This window comes from Streptomyces sp. iso_384 (genome assembly GCF_056172905.1).
In genome coordinates this window covers 1820960-1840437 of sequence record NZ_JBWBTT010000001.1, presented here as the reverse complement: position 1 = coordinate 1840437, position 19478 = coordinate 1820960, and the positions used below count along the sequence as shown (strand labels likewise).

The window sequence follows — 19478 nt, the reverse complement described above, 5'->3', positions numbered from 1 at the left end:
CGGCGGGCGGCCCCGGTCCGGGAGTGCGCGGGCCCCGGCCCCGGTCTCAGTGCTTCGGGGCCGCCCGCAGCGCGATCCGGGTGTTGGAGTGGGCGATGCCCGCCTCGCGCTTCAGGCGGCGCAGCAGTGTGTCCAGCGCTCCCGGGTCGGCGGCGGTGGCCCGTACGAGGTAGTCGTGGCCGCCCGTCACATGGACCACCTCCGTGATCCCGGGCAGCATCAGCACCGAGCGCTCGAACTCCTCGTTCGTCGTGTCGAGGCGCAGCGTCACATCGATGAAGACGACCAGGCCCGAACGGGTGTCTGCGGCCGGGTCGACGATGACGGTGAAGCCGCGGATGACCCCGTCGCGGCGCATCCGGCGGACCCGGTCGCCCGCCGCGTTGGCGCTGAGCCCCACCCGTACGCCCAGATCCCGGTACGAGATCCGGGCGTCCTCCTGGAGAATGCCGAGGATTTCCCTGTCCAGCCGATCCATACCGTGATTGTCCCAGCTTGCGGCGATATCGGCTGAGGGAAGCCGTGCGAGGCAGCGGACACCCGCTGTCCCCCGGTCGGCGCAGCCCGGGGGGGGCCGTGCGGTGCCCTGCGCCCTTGACTTGCCGGTGTGGACACCTCCGTCGAGCAGTCCCCCGAGCCGCCCGCCCCGGCGGCAGCCACGCCGTCCCCGGCCGCGTACCGCAACCTCGTCCTGGCGACGGTCGGCTTCGCGCTGACCTTCTGGGCGTGGAACCTGATCGCGCCGATGTCCGGGGACTGCAAGGACCGGCTCGGGCTCAGCTCGTTCCAGCAGTCGTTCCTGGTGGCCGTGCCGGTGCTGGTCGGGTCGCTCGGCCGGATCCCGGTGGGGGCGCTCACCGACAAGTACGGCGCGAAGCTGATGTTCCCGCTGGTCTCCGCGCTGACGATCGTGCCGGTGCTGCTGCTGATCCCGGCGAAGAACTCCTACGGGGCGATGCTCGCGGTCGGCTTTCTCCTCGGGCTCGGCGGCACGACGTTCGCGATCGGCGTTCCGCTGGTCAACGCGTGGTTCCCGCCCGCCAGGCGGGGCTTCGCGCTGGGGGTGTTCGGGATGGGCATGGGCGGGGTGGCGCTGTCGGGCTACTTCACCCCGCGCATCGCGAAGCACGGCGACGATCTGCCCTTCCTCGTGGTGGCGGGCGCGCTGGTGGTGTTCGCGCTGGTGGCCGCCGTGCTGGTGACCGACCACCCGGGCCGGAAGATCCCCACGGACACGCTGGCGCACCGGCTCGGCGAGGCCGGGAAGCTGCGGGTGACCTGGGAGCTGTCGGCGCTGTACGCGATCGGCTTCGGCGGCATCGTGGCGTTCGGCGTCTATCTGCCGACGTATCTGAAGACCTGGTACGAGATGTCGCCGACCGAGGCGGGCACCAAGGCGGCCGGCTTCGCCCTGGTCACGGTCGTCTTCCGGCCGATCGGCGGCTGGCTCTCGGACCGGGCCCATCCGGCGCTGGTGACCTCGGCGGCCCTGCTGCTGGCCGCGCTGATGGCGATCGTGCAGGCCTTCGAGCCGCCGCTGAACCCGGTCGGCACGATCGCGCTGCTGGCCATGGCGGCCGGGCTCGGCACCGCGAGCGGCAGTGTGTTCGCCCTGGTCTCACAGGTGACGCCGCAGCCGAAGGTGGGCAGTGTGACGGGCATCGTCGGCGCGATGGGCGGGCTGGGCGGCTTTGTGCCGCCGCTGGTGATGGGCGCGATCTACAGCGCCAAGGACAGTTACGCGATCGGTTTCATGCTGCTGTCGGATCTGGCGCTGGCGGGGTGTGTGTACGCGTACGGGCGGATGCGGAACATCCAGCGCGACGGGTGAGACCTCGGGCACGGAAGAACGGCCGCGTTCCCGCCGGAACGCGGCCGTTCGTGTGCGTGCCCGGTGCGCGCTGTCAGTGTCAGCGCTGCCGGAGCCGCTGTTCGAACCGGTCCGCCCAGTAGGCGGTCCGGTCGAGGTAGGCCGTCTCGGCGGCCTCACCGGTCTTTCCGTAAGCCCCGTCGAAGGTCTCGTAACCGTGGCCCGGGGGCGGGGTGGAGGAGGCCGGTTCGATGGAGCTGCCCTCGTGCCACTCGTTGAACGAGGTGACGGAGACCCAGGTGGGGTCGCCGCCGATGGCCGGGTCGAGGGCGTTGTTCCACTCCAGGTCGTAGGAGGCGCCGTCGGCGCGGCCCAGGGTGGGGGTGGTGTTGCCGGGGACGGCCCGGTCGTCGATGTAGCCGGGGGCGACCGAGGGGGCCCAGACCAGGCCGTTGGCCTTGGCGTAGTCGCCGGCCTGCTTCCAGCCGGGGGCGGTGGCCCCGGCGATGCCGTCGTAGGTGTAGATCCCGCCGAAGTGGCCGACCTTGCTGGTGTCGGTGGTCTGGGCGAGGACGATGGCGGTGTCCTTGACGGCGTCGAGGGCCGACCAGTCCTGGATCCTCAGGCTCTCGAAGATGTAGTAGGCGTTGCGGTCGCCGTGGGCCGCGTCCCGGTAGAACGCCGGGTGGTCGCCGAACTTCCCTTCCAGATAGGCGATGTCGTCGACGACGGAGGCCGCGGTGCGGTTCCCGTACGGTTCGATGTGCCAGGCGACCTCGATGCCGTGGCGGGCGGCGGCGTCCAGGACGTCACCGGCGAGACCGTCCTCGTAACCCCCTTGCCCCCACCAGCTGTAGACGATGACGCCCGCGCCGGACCGCTTCACCCACTCCATGTGCTGGTCGACGGCTCCGGCGATGTCTCCGGAGTCGTACGGGCCGAGCTTCGGGTAGAGATCGGCCCCGATGGAGTCGGGCGGGGTGTGGCCGCCCTGCTGCCAGTGCCGCCAGCTGCCCGACCCCTCGGGGGTGCCGTACCAGGGGTAGTAGAAGAGGTGCACGTTGGACGAGCCCTCGGCCTCGGCGTCCGGCGCGCGGGTCAGGGTGAAGCGGTCGACGTCGAAGAGCGCGCCCGCTCCCCCGGTGAACCGCAGGAACAGCGGGCCCGTGCCGGCGGTCAGGGCGGTGGTGACCTCGGTGAAGGTCTCCCAGCCGCCGGTCGGGGCGACGTCCACCGAGCCGAGGAGCGGCCCGGTGGCGGAGCCGGAGCGGACCTCGATCGTGCCGCCCGCGCCGGCCGAGGAGACGGTGGCGGTGAAGGCGGTGGCCCCGGCGGTGTCGAGGGAGGAGTAGCCCGCCCAGTCGCCGTCGTCGATGTAGCCGAGGGTGGCTCCGCCGCTCGCCGAACCGTGGGCGGCGCTCTGGACGCCGAAGGAGGAGGTGTACGCCTCCGCCTCCGCGCTGTCGCCGCCCGGGTCCGGGCCCGGGTCGCCGGTCCCGCAGTCCGCCTCGACGGCTCCGGCCGCGTACTGCACGCCACCGAGCAGGAGCTGACGGAAGTCCGGGTCGGCGAAGGACTCGATGGTGTGGCCGAGCCCGGTGTAGAAGGAGCGGCCCTCCTGCTGCGGGTGGCACCAGGTGATCGGGTGGTCGCCGCCCATCTCACCGCCGCCGTAGCTGGATTCGTCCAGCGACTGGAGTACGTGGACGCTGTCGCGCGGGTTGGAGCGGTAGTTGTACCACTCGTCGGTCCGGGTCCAGGTGTCGTCCAGGTGCGCGGTCGCCGGGTGGATGTGGTCCTCGGTGGTGAGGCGGGCCTCCTGGATCGCCGGATGGCTCTGGAACCACGCCCCGACCAGGTCCTCGTACTCCGGCCAGTCGTACTCGGTGTCGGCCGCCGCGTGGACGCCGACGAATCCGCCGCCGCCGTCCACGTACCCCTTCAGGGCGCTCTGCTGGGTGTCGTTCAGGACGTCGCCGGTGGTGGAGAGGAAGACGACGGCCTCGTGGTCGGCGAGGTTCTGCGGGGTGAAGGCGGTGGCGTCCTCGGTGGCGTTGACGGTGAAGTCGTTGGCCGCGCCGAGTTCCTGGAGGGCGGTGATGCCCGCCGGGATGGAGTCGTGGCGGAATCCGGCGGTCTTGGAGAAGACCAGGACCTGGTACGGGTCGGCGGCCGCCGCGCTCTGGACGCCGGGGCCGATGAAGGCGGCTCCGAGGGCGAGGGCCACGGCGCAGGCGAGCCGGCGGATGCGGGCTTGTCTCATCGGTCGCTCACCTGTGCTCCCTGGGTGCTGAAGGTGAAGGCGTCCAGGTCGAAGAGGCTGCCCTGACCTGTCGGGCCTGTGAAGACGAAGAACAGCTCGGTGGATCCGGTGGGCGCGTTGTTCACGTCCGCCGTGACGTCCACGTAGTTCTCCCAGCCGCCGGTCGGGGCGACGGGCAGGGAGGAGAGCAGGGTGCCCGTCGGGGAGCCGGCCCGTACCTCCAGAGTGCCGCCCGCGCCGCCCGAGGCGACCCGTGCGGTGATGGAGGTGGCGTCGGACAGGACGTACGGCGTGAAGGAGACCCAGTCTCCGTCGTCGGTGTAGCCGACCGCCGCGCCGCCCTCGGCGGGTCCGTGCGGGGCGATCTCGATGCCGTTCCGGGCCGCGAAGTGCTCGCCCTGGCGGTGGCGGGGCTGGAGGATCGAGTCGCTGTGCGTGGTGAGCCCGCCCGCGTCGGTGTACTCGGCGTCGAAGACCCCGTAGATGTCGGCGGCGCTGTCGTGCTCCCCGTCGACGGGTACGTCGATGGTGCCGGAGCAGCCGTTCTTCGAGGTGATCTGGTGGCGGTGGCTGTCATGGCCGAGGAGGTAGGTGACCTTGACCCTGGAGCAGTCGACCGTGCCGTCCTCGGGGTCGCTGACGGTCACGGTGAAGGGGACGGAGTCGCCGAAGGAGAACAGGCTGCCGTCGGCAGGGGTGGTGAGGGTGACCGTGGGCGCGGTGTTGCCTGCCGTGACGACGAGGCTGGCGGAGCCGGTGAGCCCTTCGGGGTCGGTGACGGTCAGGGTCGGGCTGAAGGTCCCGGCGGTGGTGTAGGTGTGACTGGGGTCGGGGTCGGTGGAGGTGGCCCCGTCGCCGAAGTCCCAGGCGTAGCTGAGGTTTCCGCCCTCGGGGTCGGCGCTGCCGGCCGAGGAGAAGGAGACCGCGAGCGGGGTGGGCCCGGAGGTCGTGTCGGCCGCCGCCTCGGCGACCGGGGATCGGTTGCTGCCCGCGAGGTACTCGACGCGGTAGAGCGCCTGGTTGTTCGCTCCGGTGCCGTAGTCGAGGACGTACAGCGCGCCGTCGGGTCCGAACGCGGAGTCCATCACCTGGGTGCCGGTCCACGGGAAGGTGTCGATGGTCCCGGGTGATCCGTCGGCCTTCACCTCGACCGGCTTGATCCACTTGCGGCCGTACTCGGTGGCGAAGAAGCGGCCGTCGAGGGAGGCGGGGAACTTCACGGCGGAGTCGAGGTTCGCGTCGAAGTTGTATACGGGTCCGGCCATCGGGGATTCGGAGCCGCCGCCGAGCTCCGGCGGGGAGCCCGCGTCACCGGCGTACCGGATCCAGGCGGGCTGGGCCGGGGGCAGGGTGGCGAGGCCGGTGTTGCGGAAGGAGTTGTTGGCGGGGCCGGCGGCGCAGTCGTACTTCGCCCCGGCGGGACCGCTGGGGAAGGTGTACTCGCCGTACGTCTCCGTGGGCGTGTTGGTGCCCGTGCAGTACGGCCAGCCGAAGTTGCCGGGCTCGGTGACGCGGTTGAACTCGACCTGGCCGCTGGGGCCCCGGTTCGGGTCGGTGGTTCCGGCGTCGGGACCGTAGTCGCCGATGTAGACGGCTCCGGTCTTCCGGTCGACGGACATCCGGAACGGGTTGCGGAAGCCCATCGCGTAGATCTCGGGGCGGGTGTTCGCGGTGCCGGGGGCGAAGAGGTTGCCCGCCGGGACGGTGTAGCCGCCGTCCGCCGTGGGCGTGATCCGCAGCAGCTTTCCGCGCAGGTCGTTGGTGTTGCCGGAGGAGCGCTGGGCGTCGAACTGCGGGTTGCGGTCGGTGCGTTCGTCGATCGGTGCGTAGCCGGCCGACTCGAAGGGGTTGGTGTCGTCGCCGGTGGTCAGATACAGGTTCCCGGCGGCGTCGAAGTCGATGTCACCGCCGACGTGGCAGCACTGGCCCCGGTCGCTCTCGACTTCCAGGACGACCTTCTCGCTGCCGAGGTCGAGGGTGCCGTCGGCCTTGAGGACGAAGCGCGAGAGGTTGAGGTGGCCCTTCCACGGTGCGAAGTCTGCGGCGGAGCCGGTGGTGGGGGCGTCGCCGGGCGGGGTGTCCAGGAGCGGCGAGTAGTAGAGGTAGACATAGCGGTTCGCCGAGAACCCCGGGTCGACGGCGATGCCCTGGAGGCCTTCCTCGTCATGGGTGTAGACGTCGAGCTTGCCCGCCGTCTTCGTCGACCCGGCCGCGTCGGTCAGCCGGACCGTGCCGTCGCGGGCGGTGTGCAGAACGGACCGGTCCGGCAGCACGGCGAGCGACATGGCCTCGCCCAGTTCGGCCGCTCCGAGCGCGAGTTGGACCTGCTGGTAGTCGGCGGCCGGGATGTCGGAAGCGATGCGCGGGGCGCGGGCCTCGGGGTCGGCGGCGAGAGCCGGGCCTGCGGCGGGGACGGCGAGCGTGGCCGCGAGGAGTGCGGCGAGGGCGGTGGCGTATCTGGACCACCGTGGGGGTGCGGGTGACATGGTCGGTCGTTCCTTCCTGACGGTACGTGGGGTCTGTCAGGCAAGGCGCTGTCGCGCTTTGCGACGTACGGGGCCCGGCGCGCGGGGCGTACGGCGTGCGGGCATGCGGGTGTACGACGTGCGGGGCACGGTGTACGGGCATGCGGTGTGCAGGCGTGCGACGACTGCGCCGGTGCACGGGCGCAGGCAGATTCTTGCTTCCGGAGAGCGCTCCAACGCTCTTGCCGGGCAGGCTTTTTGCATGCTGGCAACGCAAAAATAATTTGTCAAGGTCGTGTCAAAATTCCGGTTCGGTGCTCCGTGCAGCGAGTTGGCGGGACCTGAACCCGGTCCGGTCCGCCTCGAAGCTCTAGGCTTTCGGCGTGACCCTCCTTCTTCCCGCGCTCCAGTCCCCCACCGGCCCGGCGGCCTCCCGGGAGGCCGTCCGCTTCGGTGATCTCTCCCTGACCTACGGCCGGCTGGCCGGGGCCGCCGCCGCGCTCGCCGCCCGTATCGCGGACGCGGGCCGGGTCGCCGTCTGGGCCACCCCGACACCGGAGACGGTGATCGCGGTGGTGGCAGCACTGCGGGCCGGAGTGCCTGCCGTACCGCTCAACCCGCGTACCGGGGAGCGTGAGCTGGCGCACATCCTGGCCGACAGCGCGCCCACGGTGGTGCTGGCGGGCCCGGACGACGTACTGCCGCCCGCGCTGGAGAAGCTGCGGCGGGTGACGGTGGACGCGCGGGAGGCGGTGGAGGGTCCGGAAGGGCGCGCGGGCGGCGCGGCGGGCCCCGAGAACCCCGAGGCTCCCGCGCTGATCGTCTACACCTCCGGCACCACCGGCCCGCCCAAGGGAGCCGTCCTGCCCCGCCGGGCCGTCGCCGCGTCGCTGGACGCGCTGGAGGACGCCTGGGGGTGGACCGGCGACGACGTCCTGGTCCACGCACTGCCGCTGTTCCACGTCCACGGGCTGATCCTGGGCGTCCTCGGCCCGCTGCGCCGGGGCGGCTCCCTGCGTCACCTGGGGAAGTTCTCGTCCGGCGGCGTGGCTCGTGAGCTGGGCTCCGGCTCCACCATGCTGTTCGGCGTGCCGACGATGTACCACCGGCTGGCGGAGGTGCTGGACGCGCCCGCGGGCACCGCCGAACGGGACGCGCTGGCACAGGCGTTGACGTCGGCGCGGCTGCTGGTCTCCGGGTCGGCGGCGCTGCCCGTGCACGACCACGAACGCATCGCCGCGGCGACCGGGCGGCGGGTGATCGAGCGGTACGGGATGACGGAGACCCTGATGAACACCGGGATCCGGGCGGACGGCGTGCCGCGCCCGGGCACGGTGGGGCCGCCGCTCGCCGGGGTGGAGCTGCGCCTGGCGGAGGAGGACGGCACGGTGCTCGACGCGGCCGGGGCGATCGGTGAGATCCAGGTGCGGGGGCCGAATCTGTTCACCGGCTACCTCAACCGGCCCGACGCCACCGCCGCCGCGCACACGGCGGACGGCTGGTTCCGTACGGGCGACGTGGGCACGGTGGACGCGGACGGGTACGTCACCATCGTCGGGCGCAAGGCCACCGACCTGATCAAGAGCGGCGGCTACAAGATCGGCGCGGGCGAGATCGAGAACGTGCTCCTCGCCCACCCCGGGGTCCGGGAAGCGGCCGTGACCGGCGAGGAGGACGCCGACCTCGGCGAACGGGTCGTTGCCTGGGTGGTCGCGGCCGACCCCGGATCTCCACCCCCCGCCGAGGAGTTGGCGGACCATGTGGCGGCCCAGCTCGCCCCGCACAAGCGCCCGCGCACCGTGCGCTACCTGGACGCCCTGCCCCGCAACGACCTGGGCAAGATCATGAAGAGGTCGCTCCGTGCCTGACGGGATCCCCGCCCGGATGACGGCCCGCGAGGCCGTCACCCTGCTCACCGGCCCGGCCGGCTTCACCGAGCATCTGCCGCCGCCGCGCGATCTGCCGGCCGATGGACCGCTCGGCTGGGCCGGTTACGACGCGGCGCGCGAGCGGGCCCGGACGCGGACCGGCGAGGAGGAGTCCGTGGTGTACGGCACCGGGGTCGTCGGCGACCGCGCGTGCGTGCTCCTCTCCTTCGAATTCGGCTTCCTGGGAGGGTCGTTGGGCCGGCGGACGGGCGACCGGCTGGAGGCCGCGTACGAGCTGGCCCTGACCCGGCGGCTGCCGCTGCTCGCGCTGGTCGCCACCGGTGGCAGCCGGATGCAGGAGGGCATGGTCGCGCTCACCCAGCTCCAGCGGGTGGCCGCCGCCGCCACCCGGCTGCGGGCGGCCGGGCTCCCGCAGATCGCCGTGGTCCGCGATCCGACCACCGGCGGCGGCTGGGCCACGGTGGGGGCCGGCGCGGATGTGGTGCTGACCCTGCCGGGCGCGCAGGTCGGTTTCGCCGGGTCGCGGGTACGGCCGGCGGACGCGGATCCGCACGCGTACAGCGCCGAGGGCCAGTTCGCGGCGGGCCAGGTGGACGCGGTGGTACCGGCCGACGAGCTGACCGCCACGGTGACGCACTGGCTGCGCGCGCTCGGGCCGCACGTGGTGACCAGCGCACAGCCGTCCGGCACCGGCCCGCACGACCCGTCCGGAGCGCCCGGGGCCGAGGCGCCCCGGGCCGACGCACCCGACGCCGACACACACACGACGCCGCCCGCGCCCGGGCTGCCCGCTGCCCCGGTGCCCCGCGCCCTGCCCGTACCGTCGGCCAACGCGCGGCTGCCGGAGACCGGGCGGGAGGCGGTGGCGCGGGCCCGCGACGCCCGGCGGCCGCGGGCCCAGGCGTATCTGGCCGACTACTTCGCCGTGCGGATGCCCCTGCACGGGGACCGGTGCGGCGGCACGGACCCGGGGCTGCTGTGCGGCTTCGGGCTGCGCGCGGACGGCAGCCCGGTGGCGTACGTCGCGCAGTGCGGGACCGCGACCCGCCCGGCCGGATACCGTACGGCGGCCCGGACGATCCGGCTCGCGGACCGGCTCGGCGTCCCGGTCCTCACGCTCGTCGACACCCCGGGCGCGGCCAACGACGCCGAGGCGGAACGGGCCGGGGCGGGTGCGGCCATCGCGGAGACGTTCGCGGCGATCGCGGCGGCCCGGGTGCCGGTGACCACACTCGTGATCGGCGAGGGCGGCTCGGGCGGGGCGCTGGCTCTCGCGGCTCCCGGCAACACCCATGTCACGGCGGACAGTTACTTCTCGGTCATCGCGCCCGAACTGGCTGCCGCGATCCTCAAGCGGCCGCCGTCGGAGACCGGGGCCACCGCCGACCAGCTGCGGCTGCGCCCGCAGGACCTCGTGGATCTGGGCTTCGCCCGCTCGATCGCCGGATGAGCCGGAGACGTGGTCACGGCTGGGGGTCGCGGGCGTCGTAGCGGGCGAAGGCGCGCCACTTCAGCGCGAGCAGGGCCACGCCCGTCACACAGAGGATGCCGCCGCCGGTGACGGCGACAACGGGCGAGACGAGGTCGGCGACGGAACCGGCCAGGAAGTCGCCGAGGCGGGGGCCGCCCGCCACGACGACGATGAAGACGCCCTGGAGCCGGCCGCGCATCTCGTCGGGCACGGCCGCCTGGAGCATGGTGTTGCGGAAGACCATGGAGATGGTGTCGGCGCATCCGGCGAGCGCCAGGAAGAGCAGCCCGAGCCAGAGGTTTCGGGTGAGCCCGAAGACGGCGATGGCGGTGCCCCAGGAGCCGACGGCCAGCAGGATCGCCAGTCCGTGCCGCCGGACCCGGCCGAACCAGCCGGAGAACACCCCGCCGAGCAGGGCGCCGAGGGCCGGGGCGGCGACGAGGAGTCCGGTGGTCCGGGCGTCGCCCCCGTACCAGAGGACGGCGACGGCCGGGAACAGGGCGCGGGGGTGGGCGAGGACCATCGCGCACAGGTCGGTGAAGAAGGTCATCCGCAGGTTGGGCCGGGTGCCGAGGAAGCGCAGTCCGTCCAGGACGGAGGCCCGCTTGCCCGTGACGCTCTTCTGCCGGTCGGGCAGCATCGAGGGCAGCCGCCACATGGCGTACAGGGAGGCGGTGAAGCAGACGGCGTCCACGGTGTACGCGGCGCGGTAGCCCCACCAGCCGACGATCAGGCCGCCGAGCATCGGGCCGACGAGCGTGCCCGTCGTGCTGGTCATGGTGGTCAGCGCGTTGGCGGCGGGCAGCTGCTCGGCCGGGAGGAGCCGGGCGATCATCGAGGAGCGGACCGGTGCGTTGAGGGCGAAGCAGACGGCCTGGAGGGCGACGATCGCGTACAGCAGACCGACGTGCTCGACGCCCGCGACGGTCGCGCCCGCCAGGACGACGGAGAGGACGAACGACCCGGTGGCGCTGAACAGGCCGAGCTTGCGCCGGTCCACCGTGTCGGCGACGGCCCCGCCGTAGAGCCCGAAGACGACGAGGGGCACGAGCGAGCAGAACCCGATGAGCCCCACGGAGAACGCGGACCCGGTGATGTCGTAGACCTGGAGCGAGACGGCCAGTGCCGTCATGCCCTGGCCGATCCAGGAGACGGTGTTGCCGAACCAGAGCCGCCGGTAGTCGGGGGAGGCCCGCAGCGGCGTCAGGTCGGCGAATATATGGCTGCGGTGTACAGGTGGTTCGCTCGTTTCGGTCACACGGGATGGTAGCCAGCGCCTTCCCGGCGGGCCGTGCTCACCCCACCGGCTGCCGTACCAGCGAGTCCCACAGGGCCACCGCGTTGTCGACGGTGGAGCGGAGCCGCTCCAGCGGGACACCGTCGCGGGCCTCGATCGACAGGCCGTGCAGGATCGTGGCGTAGAAGGCGGCGACCGAGCGGACGTCCGTGTCCGGGGCCAGCTCGCCCTCCTCGACGGCCCGTTCGAGCCGTTTCTCCAGATCCGTGACCGAGGTCCGCCGCCACCAGGACAGATGCTCGGCGACCTGCCGGTTCTGGTGCGAACAGTTGGTGGCCGACAGGACGATCATGCAGCCGCTGGGCGTCGCCGGGTCGGTGAAGGTGTCGATGTTGCCGCGCAGCATGGCCTCCACGGCGGCCCGCGCCGTCGGCGCCTCGCGCAGGGCCCGGTTGGTCGCCGAGCCCGTGGTGCTGTCGTAGAGCGCGACGGCCTCGCGGAACAACTGCTCTTTCGAGCCAAAGGTGTTGTACAGGCTGGCGGAGTTGATGCCCATGGCGGCGGTCAGGTCCGTGAGCTTCGTGCCCTCGTACCCGAACTCCCAGAACGTCTCCATCGCGCGCCGCAGTGCCGCGGCGCGGTCGAACGCGCGCGGTCGGCCTCTTTCGGCCATCTGTGCCTCCTCGGGGAAGGGTTGACCCCCGGACATCCTGCCTGTTTAGTATTTCTGGATCGTCCGACCTAGATATATACCTTAGCGTGAATGGAGCGAGATGCCTCAGCTTGCGGGCAAGGTGGCACTGGTGACCGGAGGAAGCCGCGGTATCGGTGCCGCGACCGCCCTCCGACTGGCGGAGGAGGGCGCGGACGTCGCCCTGACGTATGTGAGCGCGGCCGACAAGGCCCAGGAGGTCGTGAAGTCGATCGAGGCGCTCGGACGCAAGGGTCTGGCCATCCAGGCCGACAGCGCGGACCCGGCGGCCGTCGTCCGGTCCGTCGAGCAGACCGCGGCCGAGCTCGGCCGGCTCGACATCCTGGTGAACAACGCCGGGATCTTCCCCTACGGGCCGATCGAGGGCGTGACGCTGGAGGAGATCGACCGCACGCTGGCCGTCCATGTGCGCGCCGTCTTCCTGGCCGCCCAGGCCGCCATCCCGCACCTGGGACACGGCGGACGCATCATCAGCATCGGCAGCTGCTGGGCCACCCGGGTGCCGGTGCCGGACGTGACGCTGTACGCCATGAGCAAGTCGGCGCTGATCGGCTTCACCAAGGGGCTGGCGCACGACGTGGCGTCCAAGGGGATCACCGCGAACATCGTGGACCCCGGCCCCACCGTCACCGACATGAACCCGGACGGCACGGACGAGGCCGAGGAGGAGCGCCTGAGGACCGCGGCGAAGGTGCTGGGCGCGGGGGCCGACACGGCGAAGGCCGTGGCCTTCCTCGCCGGCCCGGACGCCCAGTGGATCACCGGCACCTCACTGGCGGTCGACGGTGGCTACACCGCCTGACCGTGACCGGGTCGCCGGACGGCGACGGACAGAAAGCGACGGTGCGTCGCCATGACCACCGACGGACCGGAGACACGGACGGGCGGAGGAGCGATGGCATGGGTGATCCTGACGGCGGCCGGTCTCCTGGAGATCGTCTGGGCCCTGGCCCTGAAGGAATCGAACGGCTTCACCAAGCTCTGGCCCAGCGTCATCGGCGTCACCTTCTCCCTGCTGAGCTTCGTGCTGCTGACCTTCGCCCTGCGTGAAGTGCCGGTCGGCACGGGTTACGCGGTCTGGGTCGGCATCGGCGCGGCGGGAGTCGTCGCCGCCGGCATCGTCCAGGGCGAGGCAGCGTCCGCGGCCCGGCTGGCCTGTGTCGTGGCGATCATCGCCGGAGTGGTGGGGCTGAGGCTGCTGGAAGCCTGAGCCCGCCCGGGGTCGCCCGGCCCCACCCATCCAGGCCCCCGCCCCGCGCGGGGGCCTGGATACGAACGTGCGACAAGCGAAAACGCGACAATCACACACCGGTATCCCGACAATAGGCCACTGACTCGTGACAAGAAAATTTCAGTCAGATTGGAAATCCGCGAATGGGGTAGATCCCCCCAGTTCCGGGTCAGACTCACTTCTCAGCAATTCGCACCGCACCAAGCACACTCTTCCCGCCCGCCGCCCAGCCGTGCCTGGGGCCTGCCACCGAGCCGTCTCGGACAGGAGGCCGGAAGTATTTCAGTGACTTGATCTGTTGAGGTTACGGATGTTGATGGGCAACGATGTGAAATCCACCGCGCCCGCGTTTCCGGGCAGAGAGACCATCCTCTACGAGATACGACAGGCCCTCGCGCGAGCGGCGTCCGGCGGCGGCGGCTGCCTGGTCGTCGAAGGCGCCGCGGGGACCGGGAAGAGCGAACTGCTGCGCCTGGCCGGAATGCACGGGGAGGCCTCGGGCTTCGGCCTCGTCGCCGGCACGGCCGTACCACTGGACACCGGAGCCCCCTTCAGCACACTGCGCCGCGTCCTGAGGGAGAACCTCTCCGCGCGGGACTATGTCCTCCTCACCGACCGCCGGACCTTCGATCCGCTCGCTCCGGTCGACCACATCGTGGAATTCCTCCGGCGCTCCACCCGGGACCGGCCGCTGCTCGTGGCCCTCGACGACGCACACCTCGTGGACGATCTCACCGCCGACGCCCTGCGCAATCTGATCGACGCCTCGGTCACCCTGCCGGTCCTGTGGATACTGGCGCGCGGCGCCTCGCGCACACCCGGTCATGCCCAGGAGACCATCGACTGGCTCATCCGGGAAGGGGCCGCGCGCCACCGGCTGGAATCGCTTTCACCGGAAGCCGTGGCGGAGATATCCGCGGAACTGATCGGCGCCTGCCCCGACGACGATGTTCTCGCCCTGGTGGCCCGCGTCAACGGAAATCCCTTTCTTCTCAACGAACTTCTCGTCACCTCCCTGTCCGACGGGAGAATTTGCGTTCAGGACGGTGTTGCCGTCCTCCTCGACGCCGAGCCCGCACCCGCATTCCGGCAGGCCGTCGTGCATCATCTGCGCGGGCTCTCCCATGAATGCCTGCGCATTCTGGATGCCGTGGCCGTGCTGGGCCAGAGGTTCTCCATCCATGAGGCGGCCGGGCTGCTGGGCCGCAATCCGGTGGAGCTGCTGCCGCTGATCGGCGAGCTGATCGCCGCGTCGGTGCTGGAGGACGAGGGGCCCACCCTCGCCTTCCGGCACCCGCTGGTCCGCGAGACCCTGTACGACCGGCTCTCCGAGCCCACCCGGACCGCCCTGCACCGGGAGGCGGCCGCCACCCTGTGGCGCGAGGGCCGCTCGGCACCCACCTTCCTGGAGCATCTGATGCTCGGCCGGCGGGGCGAGGGCGACGGCCTCGTCCCGGCAGCCGCGCATCCGGAGGCCCGGTTCGTGCCGGAGACGGAACAGTTCGTGCCGACGGCCGGGCCGTTCCTACCGGAGGCCGGGCCGTTCGCGCCGGAGGCGGGGCACTTCTTACCGGAGGCCGGGCGGTTCGCGCCGGAGGCCGGGCGGTTCGCGCCGGAGGCCGGGCGGTTCGCGCCGGAGGCCGGGCAGCTCGCCCTGACCGGCACCGGCAGGGGCCCGGCCGCTCCGCCCGCCCCGCCGCCGGCCCCGTACGCCGAACTGATGTACCGGACGACGCTGCGGTACTCGGCCGCCCAGGTGCAGGGCCTGCACGCGCAGATGGTCGCGCACGCCCGCGCGGCGCTCCGGATCGCCCGCGACCACGGGGACCGGACGAGCCGGGCCCACCACCAGCTGTGGCTGGCGGTCGCGCTGACCGCGTCGGACGAGTTCGACCAGGCCGGGGAGATCCTCGCCGAGCGGTGCGACCCCTCCGACCACGTGGCGTTGCCCTGGGTGCGGCCCATGTGGCACTACCACCGCGCCCAGTTGAAGCTGGCGGCCGGGCAGCTGGAGGAGGCGGACGAGGACGCCGTCGAGGCGGTACGCATCTGTGAGCGGCTCTCCGCCCCGGCCCTCGCGGTCGGGCCGCTCGCGCTGCGCATCCGGGTGGCGGTCCACCGGCACGAGCTGACGGAGGCCAACCGCCATGTCGTCCACGCCTCCCGGCTGTCGGCGGCCGCGAGCGGCGCGGCGCGGGAGGAGCTGTCCTGGGTGACGGCTCTGCTGCACAGTGCGGAGGAGAACCGGGAGTCCGCGCTCGACACCCTCTCCCCCGTCTACTCCGGCGTCCCGAAGCGGCCCCTGTTACTGACCCGGGAACCGCACGCGGGCGCCTGCCTGGTCCGTACGGCGATGAGCGCCGGGGACTCCGAACGCGCCACCGCCGTCGCCGAGGCGGCCCGCCTGGTCGCCACCCGCAACCCCACGGTGGCCTCGGCGGTCGCCGCCGCCGCGCACGCCGAGGGCGTCCTGTGCAACGACGTGGGCCGGCTGCGCGCCGCCGTGTCGGCGTACCGATCCGGGCCCCGGCCGCTCTCGCTCGCCGCGGCCACCGAGGACCTGGCGCTGGCGGAGAACGAGGCGGGCGGCCGGAGCACGGCGATCGGTCTGCTCGACGAGGCGCTGGCGCGCTACCAGAACCACGGCGCCCGGGGCGACGCCCTGCGCGTACGCAAGACCCTGCGCTCCCTGGCGGTGCGGCGCCGCACCCGGGGGCGCGACCGTGACCTGGACCCGGTCGAGGGGCCCCGGGCCCGGTGGGACCAGCTGACCCCGTCCGAGCTGCGCGTGGTGCGGCTGGTGGCGCAGGGGCTGACCAACCGGGAGGTGGCGGAGAAGCTGTTCCTCTCCCCGCACACCGTGGACAGCCATCTGCGGCACAGCTTCACCAAGCTCGGGGTGACCAGCCGGGTCGAGCTGACCCGTCAGGTGCTGACCCACGAGGAGGTCCCGCCGGCCGGCTCGGACTGAGCCGACGGCGTCCGCCCGCGCCCGGCCGAGTTCACGAGAACACGTGATGCCGCGTATCCCGTGCCCCAACACACTTGAGCCGTCCAAGGGTTGGTGACGCAACGGCAGAGAGGCACTTCATGACGAACGCGATCGGACCCAACTTCCTCACCCTCCAGGTCCGTGACGTCGAACGGGCCCGGCGCTTCTACACGGAGGTGATCGGCTTCAAGGAGACGGAGTCCAAGGTCCCCACCGCCGCCGTGCTGGAGACCGAGCCCATCAAGATCGCCCTGCGTCAGGCCACGGTGGACCTGGACTCCGTGACGGAGCTCGGCTGGGGCGTCGTCCTGTGGATCAAGGCGAAGGACCCGGACGGTCTGGCCAAGACGGTGGCGGACCACGGCGTGACCATCACCAAGCCGCCCTGCGACGGGTTCTGCGGCCGGGAGTTCCAGTTCAAGGACCCCGACGGCTACGAACTGACGGTCTACGAGGGCTGATCCGGCCGCTCCCGAGCGCTGCCGGGTGCTTTCGAGCGCTTCCGGCCGCCGCCGCACGCCGTCGCGCGGGCGGCGGCGGCCGCGAGGGCAGGTCCCCGTCGTCACTTCTTCCCGGAAGGAACGCATGCGCGAAAATACCGGCGTCATCAGCATGGGCCTCGCGCCGGCGGCACGGATGCCGCTGCGTGCCCGGCTCCGGCTCCTGGCCGAACCCACCCTCGGGGTGGGCAGTTTCCTCGATCACGCCCGTGCCGTCAGTCCCGACCCGTCGGCCCCCTTCCTCCTCGCGCAGCACGCGGGAGGCCCGGAGGAGGACGGTCTGGAGCGGCTGAGCCTCGACCGTCTGACGGAGATACGTGATGCGTACGCCTCCTGGTACCACGAGGCGGGGGTACGCAAGGGCGACCCGGTCGGCGTCTACGCCGGCGAGGGCATCGACGCCTTTCTGCACTTCCTGGCGCTGAGCTCGCTCGGCGCCATCGCCGCTCTGGTCAACGGCCGGATGAAACCGGCCGTGGCCGCCGAGTACCTGGCCCGGATCGGGGTGTACGGCCTGGTCGGCACGGCCGGAGGCATCGACCGGCTGCGTGAGTCGGGCGGCCTGCCGAAGACCCTGGCCTTCGAGAAGGACCTGCGCTCCTTCCCCCGCACCCGGAGCGCCCGGCCCTCGCTGCCGGGCGTCTTCCCCTACCGGCACGGCGAGGACGACCTCGTGATGCTGTGCCACACCTCCGGCACCACCGGGCCGCCGAAGGCCGTCACCTTCGGCCACCGGCAGTTCTTCCGGGGCAAGCGGCACCGGCTGGTGAGCTTCCCCGACGCGGGCTCCAACCGGATGCTGTCCGCGCTGCCGCAGACCCACTCGGCGGGCATCAGCTATCTGATGACGGCCACCCTGCTGGGGCTGCCGACGCTGGTCATGGCGGACTCCTCGGGCGAGGCGGTGCACGACGCGGCCGGATGGTTCCGGCCGACCCTGGTGGTCGCCTTCCCGCAGACGTACGCGGAACTCGCCCGGCTCGACCTGTCGCCCTCGGCGGTCGGGAACGTCCACACCTGGATCAACACGGGCGACTCCGCGCACGAGGCACACATCAAGGCGCTCATCCGGCACGGCCGGCGGCCCGGCGGACGGAGCGGCAGGCTGCCGGTCGCCCTGCCCGGCGGGCGGAGCTCGCGGGCCGGTTCCCGGTTCATCGACGGGCTCGGCTCCTCCGAGATGGGCATGGCGCTGTTCCGCAAGGTCAGCGAGCCGGAGCGGCAGGACTACGACCGGTGCGTCGGCAGGCCGGTCAAGGTGGTGGAGCGGGCCACCGTGCTCGACCCGGACGGACGGCAGCTCGGCCCCGGCCGGGCGGGCCGGCTCGGCGTCATCTCACCGACGCGGACGCCGGGTTACTGGGGCAACACCGAGCTGACGGGCAAGTCGTCCGTCTCCGGTTTCTGGCTGACCGGGGACATCGTCTACCGGGACCGGCGCGGCCGGTTCTTCCATCTGGACCGGGTGCCGGACGTCATCGAGACCGCCGAAGGGCCGGTCTACAGCCTGCCGATGGAGGAGGCGATCCTGCTCGGCCTGCCCGAGGTGGCCGACTGCGCGGTCGTCGCGGTCGACGCTCCCCCGCCGCTCGGCAAGCAGGCGCCCTTCGCCACGGTCCTGCTGAAGCCCGGGGCGAAGGCTCCGGCCGACCTGCTGGCCGCGCTCAACGACGTACTGCGCGCCCGGGGGCTCACCGCCCTGAGCGCGGCGGTGCTCGCCACCGAGCCGGAGCACTTCCCGACCGGCGCCACCGGCAAGGTCCTCAAGCGCAGCCTGCGCGAACACTTCGCCGACGTACTCGTCCGGCCCTCGCCGGGCACCGAGGAGAGCAGCTCATGACCCGCTACCAGTTCGACCCCGAGCCGACCGGCGATGTTCCTCCGCCGGTCCGGATGTACGAAATGCTCTACAGCTCGCTGGTGAGCCAGCTGATCATCGCCGTGGCGGATCTGGGGGTCGCCGACGCCATCGGCGACGAGGTGCGCCACGTGGACGACATCGCGGAGCGGACCGGCGCGCACCCGGGCGCGCTCTACCGGGGCCTGCGGGCGCTGGCGAGCGTCGGGGTCTTCACGGAGGTGGAGCCGCAGACCTTCGCCCTCACCCCGCTGGCGGCGACGCTGCGCAGCGACGTACCGGGGTCGATGCGCGATCTGGCGCGGTACGTCGGTCTGCCCGAGCGGCAGAACTCCTTCGGTGCGCTGGCCCACAGCCTGCGCACCGGGAAGCCGTCGTTCAACCACCTGCACGGCACGGACTGGTGGACGTACTTCTCCGAACACCCGGAGCTGGCCTCGCTGTTCAACAGTGCGATGAGCAGCATGTCGGTGATGGTCAACTCCAGCACGCTGGACGCCTACGACCTCTCCGACGTACGCAGGCTGGTCGACGTCGGCGGCGGGCACGGAAGGCTGGTGGGCTCGCTGCTCCAGCGCTATCCGGAGATGACCGCGGTCGTCCACGATCTGCCGAGGGTGGTGCCGGACGCGGAGGCGGTGCTGGCCGGTCTGGGGCTCTCGGACCGGGCCGAGTGCGTCGGCGGGGACTTCCTGGAGTCGGTTCCGGAGGGCGGCGACGCCTATGTGCTGTCCTGGACGATCCATGACTGGGACGACGAGGACGCCGTACGGATCCTGCGCAACATCCGTAAGGCGCTGGGCGATTCGGGCCGGCTGATCATCATCGACGAGGTGCTGCCGGAGGGCGACACCCCGCACTTCGGCAAGTTCGAGGACATCGTGATGCTGACGCTGCTGACCGGGCATGTGCGGACGGAGGCCGAGTACGTGGACCTCTTCGAGAAGGCCGGGTTCCGGCACAAGGAGACCCGGCCGACCCGGGCGCCCACGAGCGTGATCGTGGCGGTGCCCGCGTAGCGGGGCGGCCGGTGAACGGCCCGGGGCCCGG

At 72.1% G+C, this 19478-nt stretch carries 14 protein-coding genes; 9 read left to right on the top strand and 5 right to left on the bottom strand.

Translation table 11 applies throughout. The features are described 5' to 3' along the window. Positions 1-46: 46 nt before the first annotated feature. On the bottom strand, positions 47-478 hold the full coding sequence (locus tag AC0VY3_RS08145) for an Lrp/AsnC family transcriptional regulator (protein ID WP_030078115.1): 432 nt from the start codon (positions 476-478) through the stop codon (positions 47-49). A 129-nt stretch (positions 479-607) separates the two neighbouring features. Here AC0VY3_RS08145 and AC0VY3_RS08140 point away from each other — a divergent pair, with 129 nt between their 5' ends. Then, on the top strand, positions 608-1831 hold the full coding sequence (locus AC0VY3_RS08140) for an MFS transporter (protein ID WP_475549300.1): 1224 nt from the start codon (positions 608-610) through the stop codon (positions 1829-1831). Between the two features lie 79 nt (positions 1832-1910). On the opposite strand, the gene AC0VY3_RS08135 is transcribed toward AC0VY3_RS08140, so the two are convergent. Continuing rightward, complete coding sequence (locus tag AC0VY3_RS08135) at positions 1911-4073, bottom strand: glycoside hydrolase family 99 protein (protein ID WP_475549299.1); 2163 nt, start codon at positions 4071-4073, stop codon at positions 1911-1913. Next, on the bottom strand, positions 4070-6559 hold the full coding sequence (locus AC0VY3_RS08130) for a PQQ-dependent sugar dehydrogenase (protein ID WP_475549298.1): 2490 nt from the start codon (positions 6557-6559) through the stop codon (positions 4070-4072). The genes AC0VY3_RS08135 and AC0VY3_RS08130 overlap by 4 nt, the downstream gene beginning before the upstream one ends. 362 nt (positions 6560-6921) lie before the next feature. On the opposite strand from AC0VY3_RS08130, the gene AC0VY3_RS08125 reads away from it, so the two are divergent. Together AC0VY3_RS08125 and AC0VY3_RS08120 are read left to right on the top strand one after the other, a co-directional pair. Continuing rightward, complete coding sequence (locus AC0VY3_RS08125; RefSeq protein ID WP_475549297.1) at positions 6922-8406, top strand: acyl-CoA synthetase; 1485 nt, start codon at positions 6922-6924, stop codon at positions 8404-8406. Beyond that, a complete protein-coding gene (locus tag AC0VY3_RS08120; RefSeq protein WP_475549296.1) occupies positions 8399-9877 on the top strand; it encodes a carboxyl transferase domain-containing protein in 1479 nt (492 codons plus the stop codon). The genes AC0VY3_RS08125 and AC0VY3_RS08120 overlap by 8 nt, the downstream gene beginning before the upstream one ends. A 13-nt stretch (positions 9878-9890) precedes the next feature. Here AC0VY3_RS08120 and AC0VY3_RS08115 read toward each other — a convergent pair whose 3' ends face one another. Further along, positions 9891-11156: an MFS transporter gene (locus AC0VY3_RS08115; protein ID WP_475549295.1), complete on the bottom strand. Its 1266-nt coding sequence runs from the start codon at positions 11154-11156 to the stop codon at positions 9891-9893. A gap of 37 nt (positions 11157-11193) precedes the next feature. Then, positions 11194-11808 carry a TetR/AcrR family transcriptional regulator gene (locus tag AC0VY3_RS08110; protein WP_103512994.1) on the bottom strand — a complete coding sequence of 205 codons (615 nt, stop codon included), beginning with the start codon at positions 11806-11808 and terminating at the stop codon, positions 11194-11196. A gap of 100 nt (positions 11809-11908) precedes the next feature. Between AC0VY3_RS08110 and AC0VY3_RS08105 the strand changes: the two genes are divergently transcribed. The 6 genes from AC0VY3_RS08105 to AC0VY3_RS08080 all read left to right on the top strand — a co-directional run bounded on the left by AC0VY3_RS08105 (position 11909) and on the right by AC0VY3_RS08080 (position 19447). Further along, positions 11909-12649: an SDR family NAD(P)-dependent oxidoreductase gene (locus AC0VY3_RS08105; RefSeq protein WP_475549294.1), complete on the top strand. Its 741-nt coding sequence runs from the start codon at positions 11909-11911 to the stop codon at positions 12647-12649. 93 nt (positions 12650-12742) lie between these two features. Beyond that, positions 12743-13057 (top strand): DMT family transporter, encoded by a 315-nt coding sequence (locus AC0VY3_RS08100; RefSeq protein ID WP_103512997.1) that lies wholly within the window; start codon positions 12743-12745, stop codon positions 13055-13057. Positions 13058-13394: 337 nt separating this feature from the next. Next, positions 13395-16049: an AAA family ATPase gene (locus AC0VY3_RS08095; protein WP_475549293.1), complete on the top strand. Its 2655-nt coding sequence runs from the start codon at positions 13395-13397 to the stop codon at positions 16047-16049. A gap of 119 nt (positions 16050-16168) precedes the next feature. After that, entirely contained in the window at positions 16169-16531 is a 363-nt protein-coding gene (locus AC0VY3_RS08090; protein ID WP_030078093.1) for a VOC family protein, read from the top strand. Positions 16532-16655: 124 nt separating this feature from the next. Further along, positions 16656-18410, top strand: a complete 1755-nt coding sequence (locus AC0VY3_RS08085) for a class I adenylate-forming enzyme family protein (protein WP_103512993.1) — start codon at positions 16656-16658, stop codon at positions 18408-18410. Further along, positions 18407-19447, top strand: a complete 1041-nt coding sequence (locus AC0VY3_RS08080; protein ID WP_103512992.1) for a methyltransferase — start codon at positions 18407-18409, stop codon at positions 19445-19447. The genes AC0VY3_RS08085 and AC0VY3_RS08080 overlap by 4 nt, the downstream gene beginning before the upstream one ends. Positions 19448-19478: the final 31 nt, after the last annotated feature.